This is a genomic window from Pontibacter sp. HSC-36F09, assembly GCF_024171605.1.
GTDB lineage: Bacteria > Bacteroidota > Bacteroidia > Cytophagales > Hymenobacteraceae > Pontibacter.
Window position 1 is genome coordinate 150,965 of the sequence record NZ_JALKAA010000004.1, and the last position, 23,758, is coordinate 174,722.

Annotated in this window: 25 protein-coding genes; 11 read left to right on the forward strand and 14 right to left on the reverse strand. The window is 50.6% G+C overall.

Going from position 1 to position 23,758, the window contains the following annotated elements; all coding sequences use genetic code 11:
• Positions 1-627 (forward strand): carbonic anhydrase, encoded by a 627-nt coding sequence (locus tag L1278_RS13600; protein ID WP_253405320.1) that lies wholly within the window; start codon positions 1-3, stop codon positions 625-627.
• A gap of 610 nt (positions 628-1,237) precedes the next feature.
• On the opposite strand, the gene L1278_RS13605 is transcribed toward L1278_RS13600, so the two are convergent.
• Both L1278_RS13605 and L1278_RS13610 read right to left on the reverse strand, forming a co-directional pair.
• Positions 1,238-1,861, reverse strand: a complete 624-nt coding sequence (locus L1278_RS13605) for a porin family protein (RefSeq protein WP_253405322.1) — start codon at positions 1,859-1,861, stop codon at positions 1,238-1,240.
• 192 nt (positions 1,862-2,053) lie between these two features.
• Positions 2,054-3,040: an SWFGD domain-containing protein gene (locus L1278_RS13610; RefSeq protein WP_253405324.1), complete on the reverse strand. Its 987-nt coding sequence runs from the start codon at positions 3,038-3,040 to the stop codon at positions 2,054-2,056.
• Between the two features lie 432 nt (positions 3,041-3,472).
• Between L1278_RS13610 and L1278_RS13615 the strand changes: the two genes are divergently transcribed.
• Positions 3,473-3,874, forward strand: coding sequence for a hypothetical protein (locus tag L1278_RS13615; protein WP_253405325.1), 402 nt, complete (start codon positions 3,473-3,475; stop codon positions 3,872-3,874).
• A 41-nt stretch (positions 3,875-3,915) separates the two neighbouring features.
• Here L1278_RS13615 and L1278_RS13620 read toward each other — a convergent pair whose 3' ends face one another.
• Entirely contained in the window at positions 3,916-6,372 is a 2,457-nt protein-coding gene (locus L1278_RS13620) for a type IA DNA topoisomerase (protein WP_253405326.1), read from the reverse strand.
• 112 nt (positions 6,373-6,484) lie between these two features.
• Between L1278_RS13620 and L1278_RS13625 the strand changes: the two genes are divergently transcribed.
• Together L1278_RS13625 and L1278_RS13630 are read left to right on the forward strand one after the other, a co-directional pair.
• Positions 6,485-6,706 carry a DUF2905 domain-containing protein gene (locus L1278_RS13625; protein WP_253405328.1) on the forward strand — a complete coding sequence of 74 codons (222 nt, stop codon included), beginning with the start codon at positions 6,485-6,487 and terminating at the stop codon, positions 6,704-6,706.
• A gap of 66 nt (positions 6,707-6,772) precedes the next feature.
• Positions 6,773-7,537, forward strand: coding sequence for a YdcF family protein (locus L1278_RS13630; RefSeq protein ID WP_253405329.1), 765 nt, complete (start codon positions 6,773-6,775; stop codon positions 7,535-7,537).
• A gap of 367 nt (positions 7,538-7,904) precedes the next feature.
• Here the strand turns inward: L1278_RS13630 and L1278_RS13635 are convergent, their stop codons facing one another.
• A complete protein-coding gene (locus L1278_RS13635) occupies positions 7,905-9,269 on the reverse strand; it encodes an NAD-dependent succinate-semialdehyde dehydrogenase (RefSeq protein WP_253405330.1) in 1,365 nt (454 codons plus the stop codon).
• A 250-nt stretch (positions 9,270-9,519) separates the two neighbouring features.
• Here L1278_RS13635 and L1278_RS13640 point away from each other — a divergent pair, with 250 nt between their 5' ends.
• The 5 genes from L1278_RS13640 to L1278_RS13660 are packed head-to-tail and all read left to right on the forward strand — an operon-like array spanning position 9,520 to position 12,726.
• Positions 9,520-10,140: a DUF2064 domain-containing protein gene (locus L1278_RS13640; RefSeq protein WP_253405331.1), complete on the forward strand. Its 621-nt coding sequence runs from the start codon at positions 9,520-9,522 to the stop codon at positions 10,138-10,140.
• A 59-nt stretch (positions 10,141-10,199) separates the two neighbouring features.
• On the forward strand, positions 10,200-10,535 hold the full coding sequence (locus L1278_RS13645; protein ID WP_188500166.1) for an arsenosugar biosynthesis-associated peroxidase-like protein: 336 nt from the start codon (positions 10,200-10,202) through the stop codon (positions 10,533-10,535).
• A gap of 2 nt (positions 10,536-10,537) precedes the next feature.
• A complete protein-coding gene (gene arsS / locus L1278_RS13650; RefSeq protein ID WP_253405332.1) occupies positions 10,538-11,602 on the forward strand; it encodes an arsenosugar biosynthesis radical SAM (seleno)protein ArsS in 1,065 nt (354 codons plus the stop codon).
• Positions 11,603-11,609: 7 nt separating this feature from the next.
• Positions 11,610-12,128, forward strand: a complete 519-nt coding sequence (locus L1278_RS13655; protein WP_253405333.1) for a rhodanese-like domain-containing protein — start codon at positions 11,610-11,612, stop codon at positions 12,126-12,128.
• Positions 12,121-12,726 (forward strand): TIGR04282 family arsenosugar biosynthesis glycosyltransferase, encoded by a 606-nt coding sequence (locus tag L1278_RS13660; RefSeq protein ID WP_253405337.1) that lies wholly within the window; start codon positions 12,121-12,123, stop codon positions 12,724-12,726. Before L1278_RS13655 ends, L1278_RS13660 begins: the two co-directional genes overlap by 8 nt.
• Positions 12,727-12,729: 3 nt before the next feature.
• On the opposite strand, the gene L1278_RS13665 is transcribed toward L1278_RS13660, so the two are convergent.
• Entirely contained in the window at positions 12,730-13,896 is a 1,167-nt protein-coding gene (locus L1278_RS13665) for a murein L,D-transpeptidase (protein WP_253405338.1), read from the reverse strand.
• Positions 13,897-14,098: 202 nt separating this feature from the next.
• Here L1278_RS13665 and L1278_RS13670 point away from each other — a divergent pair, with 202 nt between their 5' ends.
• Positions 14,099-14,782 (forward strand): DUF2461 domain-containing protein, encoded by a 684-nt coding sequence (locus tag L1278_RS13670; protein ID WP_253405340.1) that lies wholly within the window; start codon positions 14,099-14,101, stop codon positions 14,780-14,782.
• An 83-nt stretch (positions 14,783-14,865) separates the two neighbouring features.
• Here L1278_RS13670 and L1278_RS13675 read toward each other — a convergent pair whose 3' ends face one another.
• From L1278_RS13675 to L1278_RS13695, 5 genes are all read right to left on the reverse strand, one after another.
• Positions 14,866-15,282, reverse strand: coding sequence for a hypothetical protein (locus L1278_RS13675; RefSeq protein WP_253405341.1), 417 nt, complete (start codon positions 15,280-15,282; stop codon positions 14,866-14,868).
• 118 nt (positions 15,283-15,400) lie between these two features.
• Positions 15,401-15,952 (reverse strand): hypothetical protein, encoded by a 552-nt coding sequence (locus tag L1278_RS13680; protein WP_253405342.1) that lies wholly within the window; start codon positions 15,950-15,952, stop codon positions 15,401-15,403.
• Positions 15,953-16,134: 182 nt separating this feature from the next.
• Complete coding sequence (locus L1278_RS13685; protein WP_253405343.1) at positions 16,135-17,493, reverse strand: hypothetical protein; 1,359 nt, start codon at positions 17,491-17,493, stop codon at positions 16,135-16,137.
• Positions 17,490-18,971 (reverse strand): cellulose synthase family protein, encoded by a 1,482-nt coding sequence (locus tag L1278_RS13690; protein ID WP_253405345.1) that lies wholly within the window; start codon positions 18,969-18,971, stop codon positions 17,490-17,492. Before L1278_RS13690 ends, L1278_RS13685 begins: the two co-directional genes overlap by 4 nt.
• A gap of 19 nt (positions 18,972-18,990) precedes the next feature.
• Positions 18,991-19,683, reverse strand: coding sequence for a glycosyltransferase family 2 protein (locus tag L1278_RS13695; protein ID WP_253405346.1), 693 nt, complete (start codon positions 19,681-19,683; stop codon positions 18,991-18,993).
• A gap of 137 nt (positions 19,684-19,820) precedes the next feature.
• Between L1278_RS13695 and L1278_RS13700 the strand changes: the two genes are divergently transcribed.
• Positions 19,821-20,309, forward strand: coding sequence for a peroxiredoxin (locus L1278_RS13700; RefSeq protein ID WP_253405347.1), 489 nt, complete (start codon positions 19,821-19,823; stop codon positions 20,307-20,309).
• Between the two features lie 89 nt (positions 20,310-20,398).
• On the opposite strand, the gene L1278_RS13705 is transcribed toward L1278_RS13700, so the two are convergent.
• The 4 genes from L1278_RS13705 to L1278_RS13720 all read right to left on the reverse strand — a co-directional run bounded on the left by L1278_RS13705 (position 20,399) and on the right by L1278_RS13720 (position 23,647).
• Positions 20,399-20,983, reverse strand: coding sequence for a hypothetical protein (locus L1278_RS13705; RefSeq protein WP_253405349.1), 585 nt, complete (start codon positions 20,981-20,983; stop codon positions 20,399-20,401).
• A gap of 133 nt (positions 20,984-21,116) precedes the next feature.
• Positions 21,117-21,698: a hypothetical protein gene (locus L1278_RS13710; RefSeq protein ID WP_253405351.1), complete on the reverse strand. Its 582-nt coding sequence runs from the start codon at positions 21,696-21,698 to the stop codon at positions 21,117-21,119.
• A gap of 145 nt (positions 21,699-21,843) precedes the next feature.
• Positions 21,844-22,083, reverse strand: a complete 240-nt coding sequence (locus L1278_RS13715) for a hypothetical protein (protein ID WP_253405353.1) — start codon at positions 22,081-22,083, stop codon at positions 21,844-21,846.
• A gap of 211 nt (positions 22,084-22,294) precedes the next feature.
• Entirely contained in the window at positions 22,295-23,647 is a 1,353-nt protein-coding gene (locus L1278_RS13720) for a neutral/alkaline non-lysosomal ceramidase N-terminal domain-containing protein (RefSeq protein ID WP_253405355.1), read from the reverse strand.
• Between the last annotated feature and the right edge of the window lie 111 nt (positions 23,648-23,758).

A 23,758-nucleotide genomic window follows, 5' to 3' on the forward strand; every position in this document is an offset into this window, starting at 1 on the left:
ATGGAGAAGATATTTGAGAATAATAAAAAGTGGGTAGAGCGAAAGCTCATTGAAGACAAGGACTACTTCAACAAGCTGGCCATGGGGCAGAAGCCACGTTACCTGTACATAGGTTGCTCAGACAGTCGCATTCCGATAAATGAGGTAACCGGCACAGGCCCGGGCGAGATTTTCGTGCACCGCAACATCGCCAACATGGTGGTGCATACCGATATGAACCTGCTTTCGGTGCTACAGTACGCTGTAGAGGTGCTGAAAGTAAAAGATATCATCGTATGCGGACACTACGGCTGCGGTGGGGTAGCGGCGGCGGCCAGCAACAAACAGTTTGGCCTGCTCGATAACTGGCTGCGCAACATTAAGGATGTGATACGCCTGCACGAGCAAGAATTGATGAGCATCGAGGATGAGGAACAGCGCCAGCGCCGCCTGGTGGAGCTGAACATTACAGAGCAGGTGCTGAACTTATTTAAGACCCCGATCATACAGAACGCCATGCAAACAGACAATCCGCCCAAGCTTTATGGCCTGGTATACGATCTGAATGAAGGCCTGCTGAAGGACCTGAATGTAATGGAGCAGCAAAATTGTATGAAGCGATACGAGCACATTTACGGCCTGCTGTAAGATTTCTAAAGATAACAAAGAAACTACTACTACCTATACCTACCGATTCAGCTGGATCGGACAAAACCCTCGCATTTGTGAGGGTTTTGTGTTTTAGGGTGGGATGAGAAGGGAAAGTACAGGTATAGCCAGTTCTTGCTATACCTTATCAAGCGTTGGAAGCAATAAGAAAGCCTGCATCAAACAGGGGAGTCAGTTCATTTCTACTAAAAACTATCCCCTTGAAAGGATTATAGGTATGTAGATTCGGTGCTAGAATGCTTATAGCTGGCAGTATTGGGATATCTTCACAGCTCTGAACACCCCTCTGAGAGCTACGCTCGCAAGTTTAGAGCTCCCGTTCTCACTTGTCCTCAAGGGGAGAATTCGCTAGAATTTAACGGCTCTGGCATGGAGCAGGGGAGTCTGGTCCTGTTTATCTGCTGCCGATCCGCTTGCAAATTGTAAAGAAATCTAGCAGAAGGTAGGGTCAATGCCGGGTGCTGCCAAGATACTTTCAGGATGACGAAATAAATAGGTTAATAAGATGTTGCCCTCAAGAGCATAGTACTTTCCTAAAACAAAAAGCCCTCCGAAAGGGAGGGCTTTAAGGTATATGGTATAGAGAGTGTTAGCGTCCGCCGAGCAGGTAGCTTACCATGAGGCTGAAGCCCGAGTTGCGTCGTTCGCGGTTAACGAATGCACCTTCGTCATCTATCTTTTTCAGGCCCCCAGTATAGCGTACTTCAAGACCAAGGCCATTGGTGGCACGGTAACCCACAGAGCCTACATAGGCAAAGTCGATAGTATAGGGGTTGTCTGAAATGTTATACTTGGTGGTTACGATCTTGTCGCCACTGCTAGAGTGCGCCTCGTGTACGTGGCTAGCGCTGTAGATGAAGGACACCTGCGGACCCAGATCAAAGAACATACCGCTGGCCGAAACGTGGAACAGCACCGGAATGTCGATGTAGTTGAGCTTGAACACCTCGGCTGTCTGCAGGTTGCTACCAGAGTATATCTCGCGGCGGGCACCTTTGGAAGTATACAGGGCTTCCAGTTGCACGCCCATCAGGTTGTTAAGGTGCTTTTGCAGAAATATACCGCCTGTGTACCCAACCCTGTACTTGTAACCGTCGGTGTCGGCGCCGTTAAAGGTTGTATAGGTAGGGCCGCCTTTAAAGCCCAGCTGTTGGGCAAAACCGGTGCCTGACATAAGCGCCACGCAGCAGAGAACCAGTAAGAGTCGTTTCATAGGAATTGCCTGTTTTTAGGGGTTGGTTTAATCGGGGTGAAATTACTGAGAAGCAGCATACAGGTCAATGGAGGAAATATATAAATTGTGCTATTTTTCCCATGCAAAAAGCCCGGTCAATATTGGCCGGGCTTTTCGTATCCTTAAAAGGTTTAAATCAGGTGATCGGCTCAAAAGCCATCAATCTGCTTTTTACCATTCGTAGTCTCTGCGGGAAGATGAACCATAAGAGTACGGAGGTCCACTGTAAGTGTTGCCGTAGCTGGTATGCGTTCTGGAGCGGCTGCTGTAGTCGCTGTCATGCTCTCTGTCACGCATTTCGTCCATTCTTCTTCTGCGTTCTGCTTCTTCGTCACCAAACCACGATCTTACTTCGTCGCCAGCGCGGTCAAAGAAACCTCTCTCGTTGTCTCTGTCTCTATCGCGGTCCCAGTCGCTTGAGCTGCGGCTGCTTCCATAGTTAGAAGAACCATAGCTGCTTCCACTTCCGCTTCCGTAGCCGGAACCATAGTTTGATGATCCTGATCCGTAGTTAGAAGAACCGGAACCATAATGGCTTGATCCGGTGCCATAGTTTGAAGAAAGGCCAGAACCATAGTTAGACGATCCTGATCCGTAGTTGCCCGAAGAGCCGTAGCCTGATCCATAATTAGAAGAACCTGAACCGTAGTTCGAGCTCGAGCCATACCCAGAGCCGCCGTAGTTAGACGAACCGCTGTAGCCACGGTTAGAGCGATAGCTGTCGCTGCTACGGTCGCGCATGTCGTCCATTCTTCTTCTGCGCTCTGCGTCATCGTCGCCGAACCATGATTTTACCTCGTCAGAACCACGATCCCAGGCATCGCGATCGCTGCTGCCGTAGCGGCGGCTAGAGCCCGAGCCGTAATTAGACGAACCGGAGCCGGAGCCATAACCTGAGCCGTAAGAGGAACCCGAACCATAGTTCGAGCCAGTTGAACGGCCGTAAGTGGAAGTGCCGCCATAGCCAGAAGATGAGTAGCTATCACGGCCACTGCCGAAATCGCCACCGCTTCTGCCCGAAGACTCCCTGTTGTAAGAGCCTCTCATACGGTTAGTTGGGTCATACTCTCCTGAATAATAATTTCTGCCTGAGCCTCTGCTCTCAGTCCTGAAGTTGTCATTGAATGGGTTTGAACCCGAATTTTCATAGCTTCTCATAGCTTTAATTAAATTTTTAGATTTTAAAAAAAGAACAAATTAGAGGCATGCCTAAAAAAGGTGCGCCGGTAATTTTTACGGCTGTAGGGCTTATAAGTTATTTAAGAAACTGTTAGGAGCATAGGGACGCCAACACAACAGGTATAACACAGCTTACGAACGGAATGAGCACAATTATAAATTGTAATAAAATATTAATAAAACAGGTTTATGTATATAGAGAGAATTGAATTATATAAAGCAGCTGGTTTTAGAGATGCTAAGCTGGTTTATTTCATATGGCTGAAAATTATGTAATTAGGTGTGTTTATGCTCGGTTTGTATTAGCGCGCTTTAGTTTTAGGGATTGTATATTTTGCATTTTTTTATTTTTATAAATTACACTGATTTAGTAAATTGCGGGCCTTTAGTTTTTTCTCTAGTAGATATATTATGAAATTTACAAAATTGCTGGCCTCAGCGGTGATGGTTGTCTCATTCACAGCCTGCGAAGATGTGTTTGAGGAGGGGAGCCTGCAGCCAGATGGTTCAAAGCCTGCTCTGACGATCCGGAACCCAACGAAAAATCAGGTGCTTGCTAAGTCCTCAGGGCTTCGTGTGAAATTGACAGCCTCTGACAAAGACAAAGTGAAGGAGTTGCATGTACGGGTGCGGGCTGTTAATGGCGATGCGGATTACATCAACTTCACTACCTTGCCTGATAAGAAGATTCTAGAATTCGATACGCTGCTTAGCGCCAACGAGCTTCCACAGGGCAACTATACCTTGACGATCAACGCCACAGACTACCGAACGAATGTTTCGTTTGGTGAAGTGCTCTTCTCGGTAAAGTAAGACCTATACCTACCGGCTATACCTTGTAGCCGACTGGCATGTTAGTTGAGCAGGTATACGACTTGCCAGTTGTCATTGATGGCCAGGGCCGCATCGAAACTGTTGCCGGTCTTGGCCGACGTAAAGCCTTTTATTTTACCGGTTTTACCTTTGGTGAGCAAAGTGCCGATCTGTTTATCGGTGAGTTGCTTGCCGCCCATTTCAAAAGGTACTACAAACTGACAGCCCTCCCGGAAGCGACTGCAGCCATACGCTTTGGATCCTTTGAGCATACTGCCTTGATTGCACCGTGGACAGGTCGCGAAAGGATCCACCTCCGGCGTTTTCACTGCTTTCTCCAGTACCACCTGCTTATTGCCATCCAGCTTCAGGCTGGCATCAAAACTATTGCCCTGTTCGTCTTTAAAACCTTTGATAACGGGCGTCTTTCCTTTGCCGAGTAGGGCTATAATCTGTTTATCGGTCAGGGTTTTGCCCTGCTGCTCAATCGGGATCAGAAAGCGGCAGCCTTCTTTATAGCGGATACAACCATAAGCTTTGGAGCCCTTCAGGATATGGCCTTCGTCGCAGGCGGGGCAGGCGCCAAGTCCTTTGACAGGTATAGCAGCCTCGGCAGAAGCTTTGGTTTTTTTAGTTGTAGCTTTTTCTTTTCCAGCTTTGGCAGATTCTCCTTTGGCTGGGGCAGGTTCCGGTTGGGCCTCCATGGTCACGGTGGCTTTGTCGTATTTCACTTCCTGCACCAGACTTACTACAAAGTCCTGTAATTCCTGCAAAAAAGCCTCCGCCTTAAAAGAACCACCTTCGATCTGACGCAGCTTGCGTTCCCACTGGCCGGTCATCTCCGCCGACTTCAGAGTCTGGTTACGGATTACCCCAATCAGGTCGATGCCCATTTGGGTAGGTATAATCTTCTTTTTGTCTTTGCGGATGTATTGGCGCTTGAACAGCGTTTCGATGATGGCGGCTCGGGTGGAAGGTCGGCCGATGCCGTTTTCTTTTAGTGCTTCCTTGAGCTCCTCATCGTCTATCTGGCGACCGGCTGTTTCCATAGCACGCAACAGGGTCGCTTCGGTGTACTCTTTCGGTGGATTCGTCCATTTCTTATCAAGCAAGGGCGCGTGCGGACCGTGTTCGCCTTTCTCGAAATTGGGCAGGATGCCAGCTGTTTCTTCCTCTTCTTTGTTGTCCTTGCCGGTGCTTTCGATTTTGATGTCTTCAGCACCATAGAGCACACGCCAGCCAGGCTCCAGAATTTGCTTGCCGCGCACCCGGAAGGTATAGCCCGCCGATTCTGCCGAAACTGTGGTGTTGCTCACGATACAGTCGGGATAAAAAGCGGCCAGAAAGCGGCGCGTGATGATGTCGTATACATCCGCCTCACGTCCGTACAGACTGGCTTGGGCACCGGTCGGTATAATGGCGTGGTGATCGGTTACTTTGTTGTTGTTGAATACCTTTTTGCTCTTGCGGATCTTACTCTGCAGCAAAGGCGCCACATCGTTCTGATAATTGGTGAGACCCTGCAGAATGCCCGGAATCTTTGGATAGATGTCATCTGGCAGGAACACGGTGTCCACACGCGGGTAAGAAACCACCTTTTTCTCGTAGAGGCTCTGGATGGTTTTGAGTGTTTCGTCGGCCGACATGCTCAGCTTGTTGTTACACTCGATCTGCAGCGAGGTCAGGTCAAACAGCTTGGGCGGACTCTCAGTACCTTTCTTGGTCTCGATGTCGGTGATGGTGAGTTCAACCTGCTGGATGGCGGCTAGTATCTGCTGGCCTTCTTCCTCTTTGTGAAAACGGCCGTTGGTGCTCGAAAAAGTGGTGTCGCGGTATACGGTTTTGAGCTCCCAGTAAGCCTGCGGCACAAAGTTAGCGATCTCGTGGTGGCGGTTCACGATCATGGCAAGGGTAGGGGTCTGTACCCGTCCGATGGAGAGCGTCTGCCGGCCCTGCGCATACTTGAGTGTGAAAAGCCGCGTGGCGTTCAGTCCAAGAAGCCAGTCGCCGATGGCGCGGCTTTTACCGGCCTGGTAGAGCGAGTCGAATTCGGACCCTTCGCGCAGCCGGGCAAAACCCTGACGGATGGCGTCTTCGGTGAGCGAGGAAATCCAGAGGCGCTTGAAGGGTTTGCGGTAATTGGCCTCGGTGAGTACCCAGCGCTGTATCACTTCCCCCTCTTGTCCGGCGTCACCGCAGTTGATCACTTCTTCGGCGTTGTCAAGGAGCTTTTTGATGATGTTGAACTGCTGCACCACGCCCTTGTCCTGCATCAGCTTGATGCCATACCTTTCCGGCAGCATAGGCAGATCGTAGAGGCTCCAGCGCTTCCATTCTGGGCGGTAGTCGTCGGGCTCACGCAAGGTGCAGAAGTGGCCGAAAGTCCAGGTGACCTGGTAGCCGTTGCCCTCGTAGTAGCCATCCTTTCTGGTTTTGGCACCAATCACGTTGGCTATTTCACGCGCGACACTCGGTTTCTCAGCAATGCAGACTTTCAAGGTATAGGGTGTTTTACGGTGACTCTAACATTCAAATTTACGCTTTTAAGGTATAAATCCCTACACTTGCATTGCCGTAAATACATGCGTTGAACCCTAAGATATTGAAACCATGCAGCCACTCGGGAAATACATTGTGATTATAGGTATAGCCATTGTAGTGATTGGCCTGGTGTTCTGGCTGGCTGGCGACAAACTGGGCTGGTTTGGCAATCTGCCCGGCGATATTCGGGTGGAGCGGGAGAATTTCAAGTTCTTCATGCCCATCACCAGCATGATCCTGGTCAGCATTCTGCTCTCACTGCTGCTCTGGGTGTTCCGCCGGTTCTTTTAAGGTATAGCCTTTCAGAGGTGCAGCAGCTTTTATACCTTTGCGGCTTCTGCTATACCTGAAACCCCTATGTTTTTTGTGCTCTCTAAGCTGCTGCAGTACTTCCTGATGCCCATTATTTGGATTGCACTATTGCTCCTGCTGGCTGTTTTCCTACGATCACCTAAGTGGCGGCGCATCACTTTAATCTCTGCTACCGCGTTGCTGCTGGTTTTTTCCAATCCTTTTCTGGCGAATGTGGCCATGCGTGCCTGGGAATACGAGAGCGTGCCGCTGGAACAGGTGGAAAATTACGATGTAGCCATCATCCTGACAGGTGTGACCCAGGTCATCGGCTTCGCGGAAGACCGGGTACATACCAACAAAGGCGCCGACCGCTTCCTGCATCCGCTCAAACTTTACCGCCTGGGCAAAGTGGACAGATTTCTGATTACAGGAGGTATAGGCACTGTTGCTTTGGACCGCCGACCGGAGGCCGAAATGCTGCAGGAGATTCTGTTACTGGCAGGCGTACCCCAGGAAGATATCCTGATCGAGACTCGCAGCGATAACACCTACCAGAACGCCATCTTTACCGGCGATATGTTGCAGAAGCATCCGGAAATGAAACGCCGCCTGCTCGTGACCTCTGCCTTTCACATGCGCCGTTCCAAAGCCTGTTTCGACAAAGCAGGTATAGCCACCGACATTTTCCCAACCGACTTCTATACCTCCGAAATCCGCTATACTCCCGACGAATTGCTCATACCTAACCCCGACGCCTTCCGGCTCTGGCATCGCCTTATTCACGAAGTAACGGGTTTTGTGGTTTATAAGGTGGTGGGGTATGCGTGAGGGTTAGTGATTGAGTGAATGAGTGATTGAGCGAGTTAGTGATTTTGAAATTGTTTGGTGCACGATTAACCTGTTCCTCCCTTTGTAGAGGATACCTACCCACAAAGAGGAATTCCGTTGTATTATTCGGTTAGGTCGCGACCAAATCTGACATCTTATGAATCAATGAACATTAACTGTCATCTCGAATGCAATGAGAGATCTGAGCTATTTCGGGTCTCCCTCAATATTTCAGATTTCTCCCAAAAGTCGAAATGACAAAAAGACTGTGGTTTGACGGTATTAGCATCTGACTTACTCTCCAGACTGTATTTTCTAAACTCTCAAACCCACTCAATCACTCCATCACCAACTCACTCAATCCCAACTACCCCACCAAGATACTCTTCTGGTTCGTGAACTCGCGGATGCCGATGTAGGAGAGTTCGCGGCCGTAACCTGATTTTTTGATACCACCGAACGGCATTTCGGGAGTGGAGGAGACCATGGCGTTGACGGACATGGCACCGGTTTCTACCTGTCGGGCCACTCGTAAGCCGCGATCTTTGTCGCCGGTGAACACGGTGCCTGCCAGTCCATACCTGTGGTCATTGGCTATCCGGATAGCTTCTGCTTCGTCTTTCACCACGAATACGATCGCTACCGGCCCGAACAGCTCGTCTTCGTAGGCGGGCGATCCGGGTTTAGGGTTTTGGATGATCATCGGCTTGAAGTAGGCGGAGTCCTTGCCTTCACGGCCGCCTTCCAGCACTACCTTAGCGCCTTTCTCCACCGATTCTTGTACCTGCTGCTCCAGTTCCTCGGCCAGGTCTTTGCGGGCCAACGGTCCGTAGTCGCAATCATCGGTGAGCGGGTTGCCAGTCTTAAGGGTCTGCATCTTCTCCTTCATCTTCTCCAGAAAGGCATCGGCTATACCTTCAAGCACAATAAAACGCTTGGCTGCAATGCAGCTCTGTCCTGTGTTTACCATGCGCGACTTGACCGCCACGGAAGAAGCCTCTTCCAGGTCTGCATCCTCCAGAATGATAAAAGGGTCGCTGCCGCCTAACTCTAACACGGTCTTTTTGATCTCACTGCCCGCTTTTTCGGCTACTTTGGAGCCTGCTCCTTCGCTGCCGGTCAGGGTTACAGCCTTTACGATGGGATTCTCGATGATCGCATCTACTGCCTTTGACTCCACCAGCAAGGTATGGAAGACGTCTTTCGGGAAGCCGGCTTTGTGTATAATTTCTTCAATAGCCAGGGCGCACTGCGGCACGTTGGAAGCATGTTTGAGCACGCCCACATTGCCGGCCATCAGGGCAGGGGCCAGAAAACGGAAGACCTGCCAGAACGGAAAATTCCAGGGCATGACGGCGAGCACCACACCCAGCGGTTCATAGGCGATCAGGCTGCGGCTGGCTCCGGATTCGACTTCTTCATCTTTGAGGAAATCAGCGGCATTATCTGCGTAGTAGCGGCAAACCTTGGCGCACTTCTGTACTTCGGCAACGGAGTCCTTGACGGGCTTACCCATTTCCAGCGTAATGATACGCCCATACTTTTCAGCTTCCTGCTCCAGAATCTCAGCGCAGCGATTCATCAGGCGCGCCCTTTCCTCGAAACCGATGTTTTTCCATTGCTGGAAGGCGATGTCGGCCGCTTTCAATTTCTGTTCTACCTGGTCAGCCGTATGGGCCTGAAATGTTTTGATAACTTCGTTCGTCGCGGGGTTTATAGTCTGTATAGCCATTTTTTAAAATCTGGGATGTGTTGTAAATATACGGAAGCCGGGCCATTTGTGCCGCCGCAGGAAACGATCTTATAAATAGATGGTTAAATAAAGTGTCGATAAAGTTCTATTTGCGGTATTTTGCGGATATTGTTACTTCTTTCGCAATTATTCCCTTTTATATAGCCGGTTTCTTATTAAATTGCCTCTCATTAGAGCAACGAAAGGTTTTTAGGCTAATCGGAAAACGCTCTGATTTAACTCTTCCTTCTTGGATACGCCTCAACACGATACCGTCATTTTACTGTTTGCCCAGACTCCTGAGCAACAGGTTCGCTATAAAACGTTCACAGAGGAGCAGGGTCCCGAACTGAACCAGCAGGCGGCCGATCTGCTGTTGCAGCATACCTTGTTTGTGGCCAAAGGGTCCGGTATTCCGCTGGTGGTCATATACCCGGAGCGGCAGGAGGGAAGCAATTTCGGAGAGCGCCTGGCCAATGCCTTTCAGGAAGTGTTTTCCATGGGTTACCAGCGCGTTATCTGTATCGGCGCCGACTGTGTGGACCTGACCTCAAAGGAACTCGTACTGGCACAGGAGGCACTCAGCACCGGCCGCATGGTGGTTGGGCCGGGAACAAAAGGCGGTGCTTACCTGGTAGGCCTGCACATCGACAGCTTCGACCCGGAGGCGCTGGCCATGCTCAACTGGCAAACCGACGAACTGCTGAACGAATTGGTGCTTTACGGCTACCGCATGCAAGCGAGCATGGGCAGCTTGACGGTGCTCGACGAAAAGACCGAAGCAGGAAGCGGAGCCGACCTTTCCCATCAACTAAACATCCTCCCCGTTTACCATCATCTGCACAGGCAACTCAGCGCTATTCTGAGCTAATCAAACAGGAGTACCTGGATTCTTGTTACCTTTAAGGGTAAATAAGACTTTATACTTCTATGGAAAATACGTATTACAATCCGGCAGACCTGAAGAAATTCGGGAACATAAGCGAGCTGCAGCCCGAGATGGGACGCAAGTTTTTCGATTACTACGGTGAGGTTTTCAAAGAAGGCGCCCTGACCGAGCGCGAAAAAGCCCTGATCGCCCTGGCTGTGTCGCATGCCGTGCAGTGCCCTTACTGCATCGATGCCTATACCTCCGACTGCCTCGAAAAAGGTGCCGACGAAAACCAGATGATGGAAGCCGTGCACGTGGCCGCCGCTATTAAAGGTGGTGCTGCGTTGGTACACGGCGTGCAGATGATGAACAAGATCAAGGACCTGACCATGTAACCATGCCTATACCTGTTAAATCGCTGAAGGCGCAGCAGCACCAGTTTGCCAACCCGGCTTTTCAACTGGAGGTGTTGCAGCATGCGGGAACGGAGGAAGGCGATTTCCCACTCTTCGGAGCCAAATTGCAACAGCATCAGCTATACCCTTTGCAACCCACGGGCACTACCATCTTGCAGGTGAACGTGGGCAAGATGTGCAACCAGACCTGCCGCCACTGCCACGTAGACGCCGGTCCGGACCGCAAAGAGATCATGACCCGCGACACGATGCAGCTCTGCCTCGATGCCCTGGCCAAATCCCCGCAACTTACCACTGTTGATCTGACGGGCGGTGCGCCGGAAATGAACCCGGATTTTCGTTGGTTCGTGGAGCAGCTGTCAGCTATGGGTCGGCAAGTGATTGTGCGCTGCAACCTCACGATCATTCTGGCCAATCCGAAGTACCACGACCTGCCGGAGTTTTTCAAGGCACATAGGGTGCAGGTGGTGTCTTCACTTCCTTATTTTTCGGCTTCCCGCACCGATGCCCAGCGTGGCGACGGCGTATTTGAGAAATCCATCAAGGCGCTTCAAATGCTCAAACAGGTAGGCTACGGACAGGAGGGAAGCGGCCTGGAACTCAATCTGGTTTACAATCCATCGGGGGCTTTTTTGCCTGCCAGTCAGAAATCGCTGGAGGCGGAGTTTAAGCGGCGGCTGAAGAGTGGCTACGATATTGTGTTCAACAACCTATTCTGCATCACCAACCTGCCCATCAGTCGCTACCTCGATTATCTGGTAGAAAGCGGCAACTACAGCAGCTACATGGGAAAGCTGGTAACAGCCTTTAACCCAGTTGCGGCAGCTAATGTGATGTGTCGCAACACGATTTCGGTGGGCTGGGACGGCGGCCTGTATGACTGCGACTTTAACCAGATGCTCGAGCTGAAGGTACAGCCCGGCACTCCGCAGCACATACGTGATTTCGACCTGACGCAGCTTGACCAGCGGCAGATCGTGCTGAACCAGCACTGCTACGGTTGCACGGCCGGTGCCGGCTCCAGCTGCGGCGGCTCCACCACCTGATCTGCCTATGCGTTATACCTGGCATCATCGGTTATACCTGGTTTTATCGTTCTGCCTGTTGCTCCCGGCTTGCAACCAGCCTTCTGATGCGACTTATCATCTGATGCTCCGGCAACTATACAGCCATAGCGTCGATACGATTTCGGTAGCGAAAGTGCAGCAGCAGCTACAGCAAGCTGTAGCACCGCTACTGCTCGATACCCGCAGCAAAAGTGAGTACGAGGTAAGTCACCTGCCCGGGGCCAGGCATGTGGGCTATGCAGACTTTGACCTTTCTGACCTGAAAGACGTACCCCCAAATACACCCCTGGTGGTATACTGTGCTGTCGGCTACCGCAGCGAGAAAATAGGGGAGCAGCTACAGGCAGCAGGGTATACCAACGTACGAAATCTGCATGGCGGCTTGTTTGAGTGGGTGAATCACGGGCTGCCTGTATACAACGAGCAAGGCCAAACTACAAAAGTGCATGGCTATACCCGCGCCTGGGGTATATGGCTGCGCGAAGGAGAGAAAGTATATGACTGAGAAAAACCTCTTGATGCTCTTCGTCCGAAATCCGGAGCTAGGCAAGGTGAAAACCCGCCTGGCAGCCAGTGTGGGACCCGAAACGGCGCTCGACATTTACTTGCACCTGCTCCGCCATACCCGCGACATCACCCAGCACCTGCCCATGGACAAACTGGTGTACTATTCTGAAAAAGTAGAGCAGGACGACCTCTGGCCCGTGCAACATTACCACAAAAAGCTTCAGCACCCCGAAGGCGACCTGGGTGAGAAGATGAAAAAGGCTTTTGAAGCGGCTTTTGCAGAGGGCTATACCTCGGTGGTCATCATCGGGAGCGACTGTCCGCAGCTTACTTCCGAAATCATTAACCAGGCCTTTGAGGATCTTAAGACGCATGAAGTGGTGATCGGTCCGGCTTTGGACGGTGGCTACTACCTGCTCGGCATGAAACGCCTATACCGTGATTTTTTTCAGGATAAACGCTGGAGTACCGAGCACGTCTTTCCTGACACGATTGCCGATATAGAACGCCTGCACCTGAGCCATACCTTATTGCCCTACCTTTCGGATGTGGATGAGTTGGAGGACCTGCAGGAAAACTGGCCGGAACTGGGCTAGTACTTACTGTCCCAGCCGCGCTTCCTCCACTTTGTCGTACCCATAGATATCTTCCCGAAACTGGATGACTGAAAACTCATCGGCCCATGCCGTCAAGTACACGATGATCAGGGGCACAGGCTTTTTGAGCCGGATGAATTGCTCGTCCTTGTCAGAGGCCAGCACCTTTTCAATGCGCTTGTCCGATAAGCCGCTCCGCTCTTGCAGCAGGTATAGCGCCAGGTCCTCGGGGTTTTGTAAACGGATGCAGCCATGGCTCAAGGCCCGCCGCTCGAGTGCGAACAGCTGCCTGTCCTTGGTGTCGTGCAGGTACTGACTCACGCGGGTGTCGAAGAGGAACTTTATGTGTCCCAGTTCGTTATGCGGCCCGGTGACCTGCACGATCCGGTAATTGAAATTAGCGGCCGTTACAGTGCGCCAGTCCACGCTCCAGGGGCTTATCTTTTGCCACCCGCCCAGCGGCTTAGGCCGGAAAAGCTCCATGTCCCGTTTGGCCAGGTAGCCGGGGTTTCGTTTGAGGATAGGCAAAATCTCTTTGGAGGCAATAGAGTTTGGGATGTACCAATACGGGTTGAAAACGATGGTATGTAGCCTGGTATGGTTGACGATGGTTGGGACGTTCGGCTTGCCCACAATAGTGCGCATGTTTAGTAAGACACTGTTCCGGTCGATCAGCCGTAAGGTATAGTCCGGTATGTTCACGATGAGGTAGGGCTGTGGCAGGTCGCGGCTGAAAGCTTCCCAGCGGTAAAGGCTATTCTGCAGCTGGTGCAGTCGCTGCAGGGGCGGAATGTTGAGCGCAGCCACGGTGCGTGGCCCCACGATACTGTCGGCTTTGAGCGCATGCCTTGCCTGAAACCGCACGACGGCTGTTGCCAGCTGGCGGGTATAATACGTTGTACTTTCGGTGGTATCGGCACTTGCCAGGTCGCCGGTCAGCAGCAGGTTGGCGCGCAGATACGGGGTATAGCGGCTCGTGTCGCCGGGGCGGAGGAGCAGCTTGCCAGGGAAGGTATACCAGGTGCTGTCTTTTAACCCCTCGTACTGCGCAATGGCCTGGCGGAGTTGCTGTTTCTGATCCTGCACAAACAGCCATACCTCCGTAGAATCGCTGGCTATACCTGGAAATGCGTATAGGAACAGCAGGATCGGAAGGAACAGGCGTGCCATGAGCGTTAGAATTGGGGTGGTATTTGGATGTACGCAGTCAGCTGAAAGAAGACGTATTCCTATCAAGAAAACATCTGTGCCGAGTAATTGGTTTGCTCAGTGCAAAGGTATAAATTGGCTAATCTGGCAAGGACACAAACAAAGCCGTAAGGCAGACAGTATAAAGCCCAACGCACCGCTATAAGCACGACGAGATTAGCCCATGGCAACAACGATAGACAAAAACACGCTGGCCTTTCTGGCCGATCTGACACAGAACAATAACCGCGAGTGGTTTCAGGAAAACAAGAAGCGCTACGATGCTGCCCGCCAAAACTACCTGGATTTTCTGGATGAAATGCTTGATGAGATGGCCCTTTTTGAGCCTGTGGCCATCGGGCAGAAGGGCAAGGACCTGGTGTTTCGCATTTACCGCGACGTGCGCTTCTCCAACGACAAGCGACCTTACAAAGACCACTTCGGGGCCTATGTGGCCGAAGGGGGGCGTAAGTCTATTTTGCCGGGGTACTACCTGCACCTGGCCGCCAATAACAATTCCTTCCTGGCCGGCGGACTGTGGATGCCCCCCGCTGACTATCTCAAAGCCGTGCGACAGGAGATCGACTACAACCTCGATGGCTTGGAGCGTATCATTCAGGCTCCTGACTTCAAAAACCGTTTTGGTGGCATACAGGGCGAGCAGCTCAAAACCACCCCAAAAGGCTACGACAAAGACAACCCCGCCATCGAGTACCTCCGCTTCAAGAGCTGGAACGCCACCATGCCGCTACCTGATAAAGTCGTGCTCAGCAAAGATTTCATGAACACTTTGCTGGAAGGTTTTAAAGCTGTGAAACCGTTTAATGATTTTCTGAGGGAACCGTTAAGAGATATTGGGGAGGAGTAAAAGTTTTGTAAAGGTAATAGCTGAGGCTGAACCGAATTTATTGCTTGAGCCTCTATGGGTTCAGTGTTTTTTATAAGGAGATCTTAACGTTCTGTTTGGTCTAAAAGCAGGTGATAAAGCTTTTTCCTTCTCAAGACAATCGTTTTATGCTTCTGACTTGAACCGTCCTGGAGTTGCATTACAATACCGTTCGGCACGATCCTAAAGGTATTTGTCCTTCTCACCGCAGCTATTTCCTTTACGAGAATCTCTGTGATGCTTACATGCTTACGAAGGAATGTCTTGATAGGAGTGAAAATGAGTTTGGAATCAGTAACGGTGATGATTCCTCCGGGAGCTAAAAACTCACTCTCCTCTACAAAAGCACTATATCTCGACAGCAGAATGCTTTCCTTTTGGTTTCTACCTTCCTTCGCATCCACGCCCGCTGGCTGACAATTGGCTGTATTTATCAGGAACAGGGCAGACGTTAAAATTAAACTCGGGACCTTCGTAGGCATCTTTCAATAGGAGATGAGTATCAAATTGAAATACGAAAGCTTTCATGCTTTGGCTATTGTGAAACGTACTTGGCTTTGCCATGGCGTAGCTATGGTAAAGGTGTGGTTAGCACAGGATTTATTTATTAGCTCGAATATACTTTCTAATATTATCATGAATATTTTTTTCAACCCAACTTGTATATTCTTTCTCTTCTTTCTCTCTGTTAATTTTTTCAGAATAGTAACCACTCTTCTCTATAAACTCATTCCAAGGTGAACCAATGTTAAAGGTGTCTTTTTGAGTTTTTAGGTCATAGAGACCATAAAAATATCCTCCTCTAGAAAAGACTAAAAACTGATTGTCTATAAGTTTAATATTTGGATTTTGATAATGATAACCCGCTTCAGCATAGTTGAATAGTATGGTCCTATTATCCATCCAGTCTTGCTGTTCGTGGTTTATGCCATCCATATTTATTTCTACATATACATCCTTAGGATTAATATCTTTTTCTAATTGGAGTACATAATAGCCTTGATCCCCAATGCCCCAACTATCCATATAGAAAGCGTAATTATATCGGCCTGTTGTTTCTATATGTTCTTTATAATCCAGATAATTAGATGTACATCCTGCGATTGAGAAGCAAGTCAGAATATATATTGTTACGATTATCAGTTTATTCATTTAAATCTTTGCTAACTAATGTATAGCAGGAGTACCTACTCCCACTATCTGTACTATGAATGGCATTACTGTACTCATCCCATCCTCAATCATCTTGCAATGGATTGGACGAAAATCATCCAGTCAATTTAACATTGTTTCTGACTTCATCCAAACGCTTTTACCGGGTTAGGCTCTTGAAATCACTGTGGTTGCGCCACACTTTGCCGGGGCAAGTTGGCGTGCTTCTTCTGCTGTCGGTACAGGTATAGCTCAGCTAAAAGCCACAGTCCGACCAAGGTATACTCCAGCGCTACAAGCCAGAGGTTTTCGGTATAGTCGCTGGTGCGGTAGGCGGAGTAGCTGAAAATAGCCAGGCAGCTCCAGACGGTGGCGTAACGGAAATGGCTCAGAGTGGTGAGGGCAACCAGGGTGGTGATGTACCAGGGGTGTACCGTGGTGGCCAGCAGCAGGTATACGGTAAGTGCTGCCGCCATGTAACCGGCCAGTCTGCGCACGGAGCCCAGTTTCTTCACCGCCGCCATCGACAAAATAACGATCAGTGCTGCCAGCGAGAGCAGCGGCCCGATCACGGCAATCTGGTTATAGCCTGTCAACTGGTAGCCCAGCCAGCGGAGCAGGTAGTAGATACTGGCATTGAACTCAAACCGCTGAAAATACAGGTCAATGCTTTGCCAGATGTTGCGCAGCACCTCCAGCGAAAGCAGCGGCATAAAAAGCAGCAATAAAACAATTGTCATCACTACTCCGAAGCCGATAAAACGCTTCAGGCCAAGCTTGCGCCATACAAAAGGCAGGAACATCAGCGGCAATAGTTTACTGGCAATGGCCAAAGCAAACGGCACCGCTGCAATAAGATACCGCTGAAAGTGTAATTGATAGAGAGTGAGCAGCAGGAAAAAAATCAACAGCGCCTCCATGTGCAGGTTGCCCGTCAACTCAAGTATCACCAACGGGTTGAGGGCGTAAATGTGCACGTAGCGGTCGGGCAGGGCCATGCGGCGCAGGAGGCGCAGTAAAAGCAGGATAGAGCCTGTTTCGGCAATCAGAATAATAAGCCGCATCATGAGCATACTCCCCGTCAGGCTTTCAGGGGAAAGCGCCGCTGCCAGCCAGAACACACCCTGCAGTACCGGCGGGTATAAGGTATAGTAGTTCGGTGAATTAAGCTGCGCAAACAGTTCAGCCGTGAGGCCAGGTATAGCCATTGCCTCTTCGCCCACAAACTGCGAAGGCAGGTATAGGAAGGGGTTTTCACCGGCCAGCAATAGTCTCCCGTCCCACACAAAACGGAAATAATCGTCGGACAGCGCAGGTATAGCAAACAAAAATAATAACCTGAAAAACAGACCGGCCCCGATGCCATGCCATACGTTCAGTTTCTGGTTCGTGACATAGGCATAGATGCCAAAAGCCAGTAAAGTGAGCAGAAGCAATTGTGTGAAGTTCTCGCGTGGCGTCGCATAGCCCAGTGCCAGGTATACCAGGGCCGATATTCCCAGCAAGGTATAAGTTGCTATGTGCTTTCGGGCGAGGCTCATGCGCGGCGGCTGTGGTTGAGCGAGTATACGAAAACGGAGCCAAAACCGAGCATCAGCATTATATGGAACGGCATCAGACCGTAATCCTGCAACTGAAACCCCACCAAAATACCGTACCCGAAATAAACTGTGAGTAACCCTTCCAGCAAAGTTACCGGATGCAGGCTGGTGATGGTGTAGGCGTGCTGGCGCCAGGAGTCGAGGCGGTTTTGCAAATTGTGCTTAGGTGTTCGGATAAAAGGTGTTTTCCGGCCCAGGTAGCCCTCCAGTACCGCTACCGTATTGTGCAGCGACATCCCCATCGAAAGTGACAGGAACAGGAAAAACTCAGGTATAAAGCGCCGGGTGGTGAGCCATGCCGAACCCGTTTGCTGATAACGGGATGTCCAGTAAAAAACCAGCAAAGCCAGCAGACTAACGATCAGCAGGGAGCCCAGTGCAAAAAGTAGTTCGAGTCCCGGCACACTGTGTTTCAGGTACAGCATCGGTATGCTGAGCAGGGCTGTGAGCAACACGCAGACAAAAATACCGCTGTTGAGCAGGTGAAAAATAGCGTGTAGTCGGGTAGAAAAGGGCATGGGTGCTACGAGCACTTTGCCCAGATGTTTGCGGGCAGTTTCGGCAGCGCCTTTAGTCCAGCGGTACTGTTGCGACTTGAGCGCACCCATGGCGGCAGGCAATTCGGCGGGAGCATTCACATCCTGCAGGTAACGGAATCGCCAGCCCCGCAACTGGGCGCGGTAACTCAGGTCCAGGTCTTCGGTCAGCGTATCGGACTGCCAGCCGCCGGCGTCTTCGATGCAGCTTTTTCGCCATACCCCGGCCGTGCCGTTGAAGTTGATAAAGTGTCCGCCGCTGTTACGCCCAACCTGCTCTATCGTAAAGTGTGCATCCAGCCCAAAAGCCTGCAGCCGGGTCAGCAGCGAGTAGTTCTGGTTCAGGTGACCCCAGCGGGTTTGCACCACGCCCACCTGCTCCTGATCAAATGCAGGTATAGTGCGCTTCAGAAAGTCAGGGTTTGGGACGAAATCGGCATCGAAAATAGCAATGAACTCTCCCGTAGCTTGCTGCAAACCATACTGCAGGGCACCCGCTTTGTAGCCACTTCGGTCAGGACGACGCACGTGCTCCAGGCGCAGGCAGGTGCTGGCATACCTATCAATCTTTTGCCGGATCAATTCGCTCGTATCATCAGTGGAGTCATCGAGCAGCTGGATCTGCAGCAGGTGGCGGGGGTAGTCGAGGGCGGCCACGGCATCGATCAGGCGCTCCACCACATAGCGTTCGTTGTAAAGCGGGAGTTGTACCGTTACCGCAGGCCAGGTATAGCTGTCGTCAGGTATAGCCTCCGGAGCAGGCATTGTCTTCCGGCGGGTCCAGAAAAGGTAAGTGAGGTGCAGTTGCACCAGGCTGTAGCAGAAGATAAAGGCCAGACAAAGACCATACACGGCAACAAGAAGAAGCTGAGGGATTGTCATGTGGTGGCGCTGGTTAAGGCTACAGGAGCTTAAATATAGTCAATAAAATTTTATACCCGGCCAGCACGGAGCCCTTGACCGTACCCGACACTTTGGACACGCCGATGCGCTTTCGGTAGTTTACGGGCACTTCCACATACCTGATTTTTTGCTTCGCCGCCCGCGCCTGCATCTCCACCGTCCAGCCATAATTTCGGTCACGCATGCCCAACTGCTGCAGGGTGCTGAACCGGATGGCCCGGAAAGGCCCCAGATCGGTATAACGGACTCCATACAGCCAACGCAATAGAGTAGTAGCCAGCCAGTTGCCGAAAATCTGCTGTGGCATCAGGGCACCTACTTCCCGCTGCCCTAATACCCGCGAACCAATTACCAGATCGGCTTTTCCGTCCAGAATAGGCTGCACCACCTGCGGCAGTTCACCCGGGTAGTCAGAGTAGTCGCCGTCCAGGAAAAGGATGATGTCGGGCTGCTCCTGTCTGGGCTTGGCTGCGACATAGGCTATACCTTTGAGGCAGGCGTTGCCATACCCGGGACGGGGCTCATCGAGCACGGTGGCGCCCGCTGCCCGGGCCACTTCAGAGGTATTGTCCGATGAGTTGTTGTTTACCACGATCACTTCCTGCACCATATTTGCAGGTATGTCCTTGATAACGTGTGCGATAGATTTTTCTTCGTTGTAGGCAGGTATAATAACGCTGATTCGGGGCATGCTGCAAATTTGGGCAAAAAAAATATGCGAAGCTATGAAGGATCAGGTATAGCTTTTGTGGGAATAAGAATATTACCTTTGCGGATTGAACCTTTCGGCAATCGGAAGGCTTTTAGAGATTAGCACTTTTTTTTATTATGGGTAAAGATGTAGTTAAGATTGGAGATAAAGCCCCTGATTTTGAATTGCAGCGATTGGATGGTGGTTTTTTCCGACTTTACGAGTTGTTGAAAAAGAAGAATGTGGTGCTGTACTTCTACCCGAAGGACAGTTCAACCGATTGTACCAAACAAGCCTGTGAGTTCAGGGATCACTATGATACGTTCCAGGACCTGGAGACAGAGGTCGTGTGCATCAGCTATGACAAAGCCGACTCCCACAAACGCTTCGAGCGGATGTACCGTCTGCCTTTTACGCTGTTGAGCGATTGCGATGCCCAGATCCGGAATCTGTACGGGGTGCCGCGCAAGTTCGGTATCATGCCGGGCCGTTCTATCTATGTGATCGACAAGAAAGGGGAAGTGCAGTACGTGTTCAACTCGCTGTCAAAGCCAGCCGAGCACGTGCAGCAAGTACTGGATGTATTGTACGACATCAACCACGATAGCGTAGCCCAGTACGCCTAAGATTTGTAAAACCTTATACCATAGCAAAGGCCCGGTGTTTTTCGCACCGGGCCTTTGCTATGGTATAGCTTTTTTATAGGTATAGCTTCTTATTCGAAGATCAGCTCCAGTTTCTTATCATTGTAAAACTCTACACTCAGGAAGCCGCTCTGCTTGTTAAATAGAATGCGCTTCACGTTCGTCACCTTGCTGGCATCGTTGTTTGTCAATTCGTACACGTCGTTATAGAGCACGTCGTTTACCTCAACAGAGGGGTAGGTAGGCTGGGCAAGATTTAACTTGTACTCACCCCGCTCATCCACGGCCACCGACACTTCCAGGCTGTTTTCGCGCTTCAGGAAATAGGTGGCAAGACCTGGGTTTTTGTATGTACTGGCGCTGTTTCTGGCCACATCTTCCATCACACTGTAAGCCTGTATATCAAAATGGCCGATGCAGTTGTCAGAAATGTTGTAGCCTTCGCCTGGTACCTGCTCGGCTATTAGCGCCGTGTTGGTATACGCGACGGTGTCACCTACCTCGTTCAGAAAGCGGACAGTGTCTCCCCGATCATAAACAAGCCATTCCACATCTTTTTCGTCAAATTGAGTGGTCGTGGTTTCGCAATCTTTGCAAGAGGTAAAAAGCAGGGTTGCCAGAATAAATGCGCCTGCCAGTTTAATACGGTGTTTCATTGAGGTGAAATTTGAATGTAATGGTGAATTGTTCCTTGTATCAGGTATAGCTATACCTACTGGTAAGAGTCGTTTTGGAGGCAAAGCGTTGCAAGCAGGTATAAAAATAAATGTTGTAACTTTTTTCAGAGACTTAGGGCGTGGGAGGAACCCGTGTAAGCGTTCGCTTATTTAAATAAGCAACCTGCAGAAAGCCAAACTCGCGGTTGAACAGGATGCGACTCACCCCAGTCGCGCTACTGTCCGGATTCACGACATCGTATACATCCTGATAAGTGATGCCTCCTACGGCAAGGGAGGCATGATCCGGCGTGTCGGTATTTTGGATAGGGAGCTCTGCTTTGCCGGCTACTACCAAACTTACACGAATAGAATCGGGCATACGCACGGCCAAAACCGTAAGGGCTGGAAAACGTCGGTCGCTATGCTGCATCACGCTGGTGCGGCGGGTATAGTACTGCTCAATGCACACATCGGCCGGACCGAAGCCATCGCCAGGTATAGGATCCGAGTTGATACGTGCGTTCACAAACACACGAACCGTATCGGGTGTTCTACTGTCAACCATCAGAAGAGAATCGCCGGCGTTGTACACGGTCCAGCTGCTATCGCCGTTCTCAAACTGGGCCACTGTAGTTTCGCAGTCGTTGCAGGAACTGAGCCATAAAAAGGCACCGAACAGCGATAGGTATAGGAATAAGCGAATTGACTTCATACGTTCATCAGGCTATACTGCAAATTAACGAACTTAATTTGGTTGGTAGTCTAAAAAACGCAGATTAGCGACTTAAGGTAGGTGTAAAATAAAAACAGCCAGGTATAAACCCGGCTGCTCTGTTTAACTATCATCGTCACATCACTTACTCGCGCACCCTCACCATTACTGGCACTGGCTTCAACTCCGGTCTGAACACCAGCCAGAGGATGACCCCCAGGATCGTTCCGGTCATAAACGTCGGAATAACGACCAGTAAGCCCCTCACACCGCGACTTTCTGCATCGTGGTAAGTCCACACCAGCATAAATACTACCAGTAAAGAATAAATGGCCAAGGTTAGGAAAAAGAGTAAACTAGCTATATCTGGCAAAAACGTTTCCATTATCAAATATTTAAGTAACACAAAATAAGGTACAGATGCCCTACACTTGTTAAACACATATACTAAGTCTTTTGTTTATAACTATTTCAATACAATCATAGGAATATAGGTGATATGGAAATAGAATATTGTATTTATTGGGTTGAGTAGGTATAGAAATAGCAGAGCCAAATAGATTGGGGTTTGCGATTAGCCCAAATGAACCGGTAAGTTACTTAATCTGAGGAAGCTTGTATCGGTGTAAAATCCGGTTCAGGATTTCCGTGAGGTAGCCTCCGCTTTGCGGCCCGTAGAAGTTCATGGACCGGGTTTCATACTTCTTCAATGCATAGTGTTGGTCGGGCGTAATATACCCGATGTAGCCGCCATTGAACCCGGTCAGGACCACAGGCTGACCTTGCCGCTCGAGCTGGGGTAGAAGTTCACCAGAGTAATCAGCCGGAACGCCCAGCAGCAGCACCTCGCCCAACTGCAGACTATTGATATAAGTAGGGTATTTGCCAAACAGCCAGTTAAACAGGAAAGGGGCAAAGCGATAGCTCGTATTCAGACGCCACTGCGGCTTGGGCAGCAGCAATGAATGCCGGGCATAGCCGAGGCGGGCCGTGTGGGTTAGTTCAACCGCCGGGAGCTTCTCCAGTAGGGCGGCTGCCAGTTCATTCCCCACAGCAGCTGTGCTCTCATGCGTATCGCCATGCGGTGCCACCACAGCCTGACTCCCGACAGCACCGGCCGCAAAAGCGGCAAAGTCCACGCTTTTTTCCAGCTCGTCCACCAATTCTCCCGGATAGTCCCGCGAAAGTACCGGATCCATAGACGGGAGGATGGAGGGATGTGCAGCAAAGGTGGTCAGGACAGCCGTTTTACCGGAAGCCTGCACTATTTTAAAGAACCGTATAGTTGTATCTCTGCCTGCCAAAGAACCTGTCAGGCGATTGCGAACCAGGTGAGGGGCATAAGCTGTACCATACCCGATTTGGGAGGGCTGCTTGTTTTGCCGGGCTAGCTGTATACTTTGTACGATACGGGCGGTGGTCTGCTGCACCAGCTGCTTGCTATACCTGCCCGCCATGAGTCTTCCCACCAGTTTCTGCCCCCAGCCCCCGAAACTGCTATGCGTATGAGTCGCGCTCAGGTATACCTGACCAGGACTCAAGTCTAACGCGGCATACTCCTTTTCCAGCGCAGCAGCAACCGTCATGGGGGCAATGAGCATATCGAGTGCGACGAAAATGACTTCTGCTTGGCCGTTGTCAAAAGCGAATGTGCGAACCCACACCGAGTCATGCACGGCGCTATACCTGAGTCCTTTGCGTTTGCCGTAGCCTGCCAACGGACTACCCACAGGAGGCGTGATGTTTACTTTAGCCCAGCCAACCTGCAGCGAATCGGTTTTACTTGTAACTGGAGGCTGCTTTTCGAGCTCTTGCAAGGTATGGCGGTAGTAGTCGGTCTGTGCATACGGCGTGTGGTCGATGCGCTGCACCACACAGCTCTGCATCGTGCAAAGCAGCAGACTGAGCAGCGCCCACAGGCAGAATGAATTATGTTTCCGGAATCTCAAGCCTGCGAAGGTATAAAAATATTTAGCAAACAGTGTGACAGCCAATTAGGGTCTCAGGTCAATTTACAAGCGCCAGATGTTTCGCTTTCTGGCAATATCGGTTAAATTTGA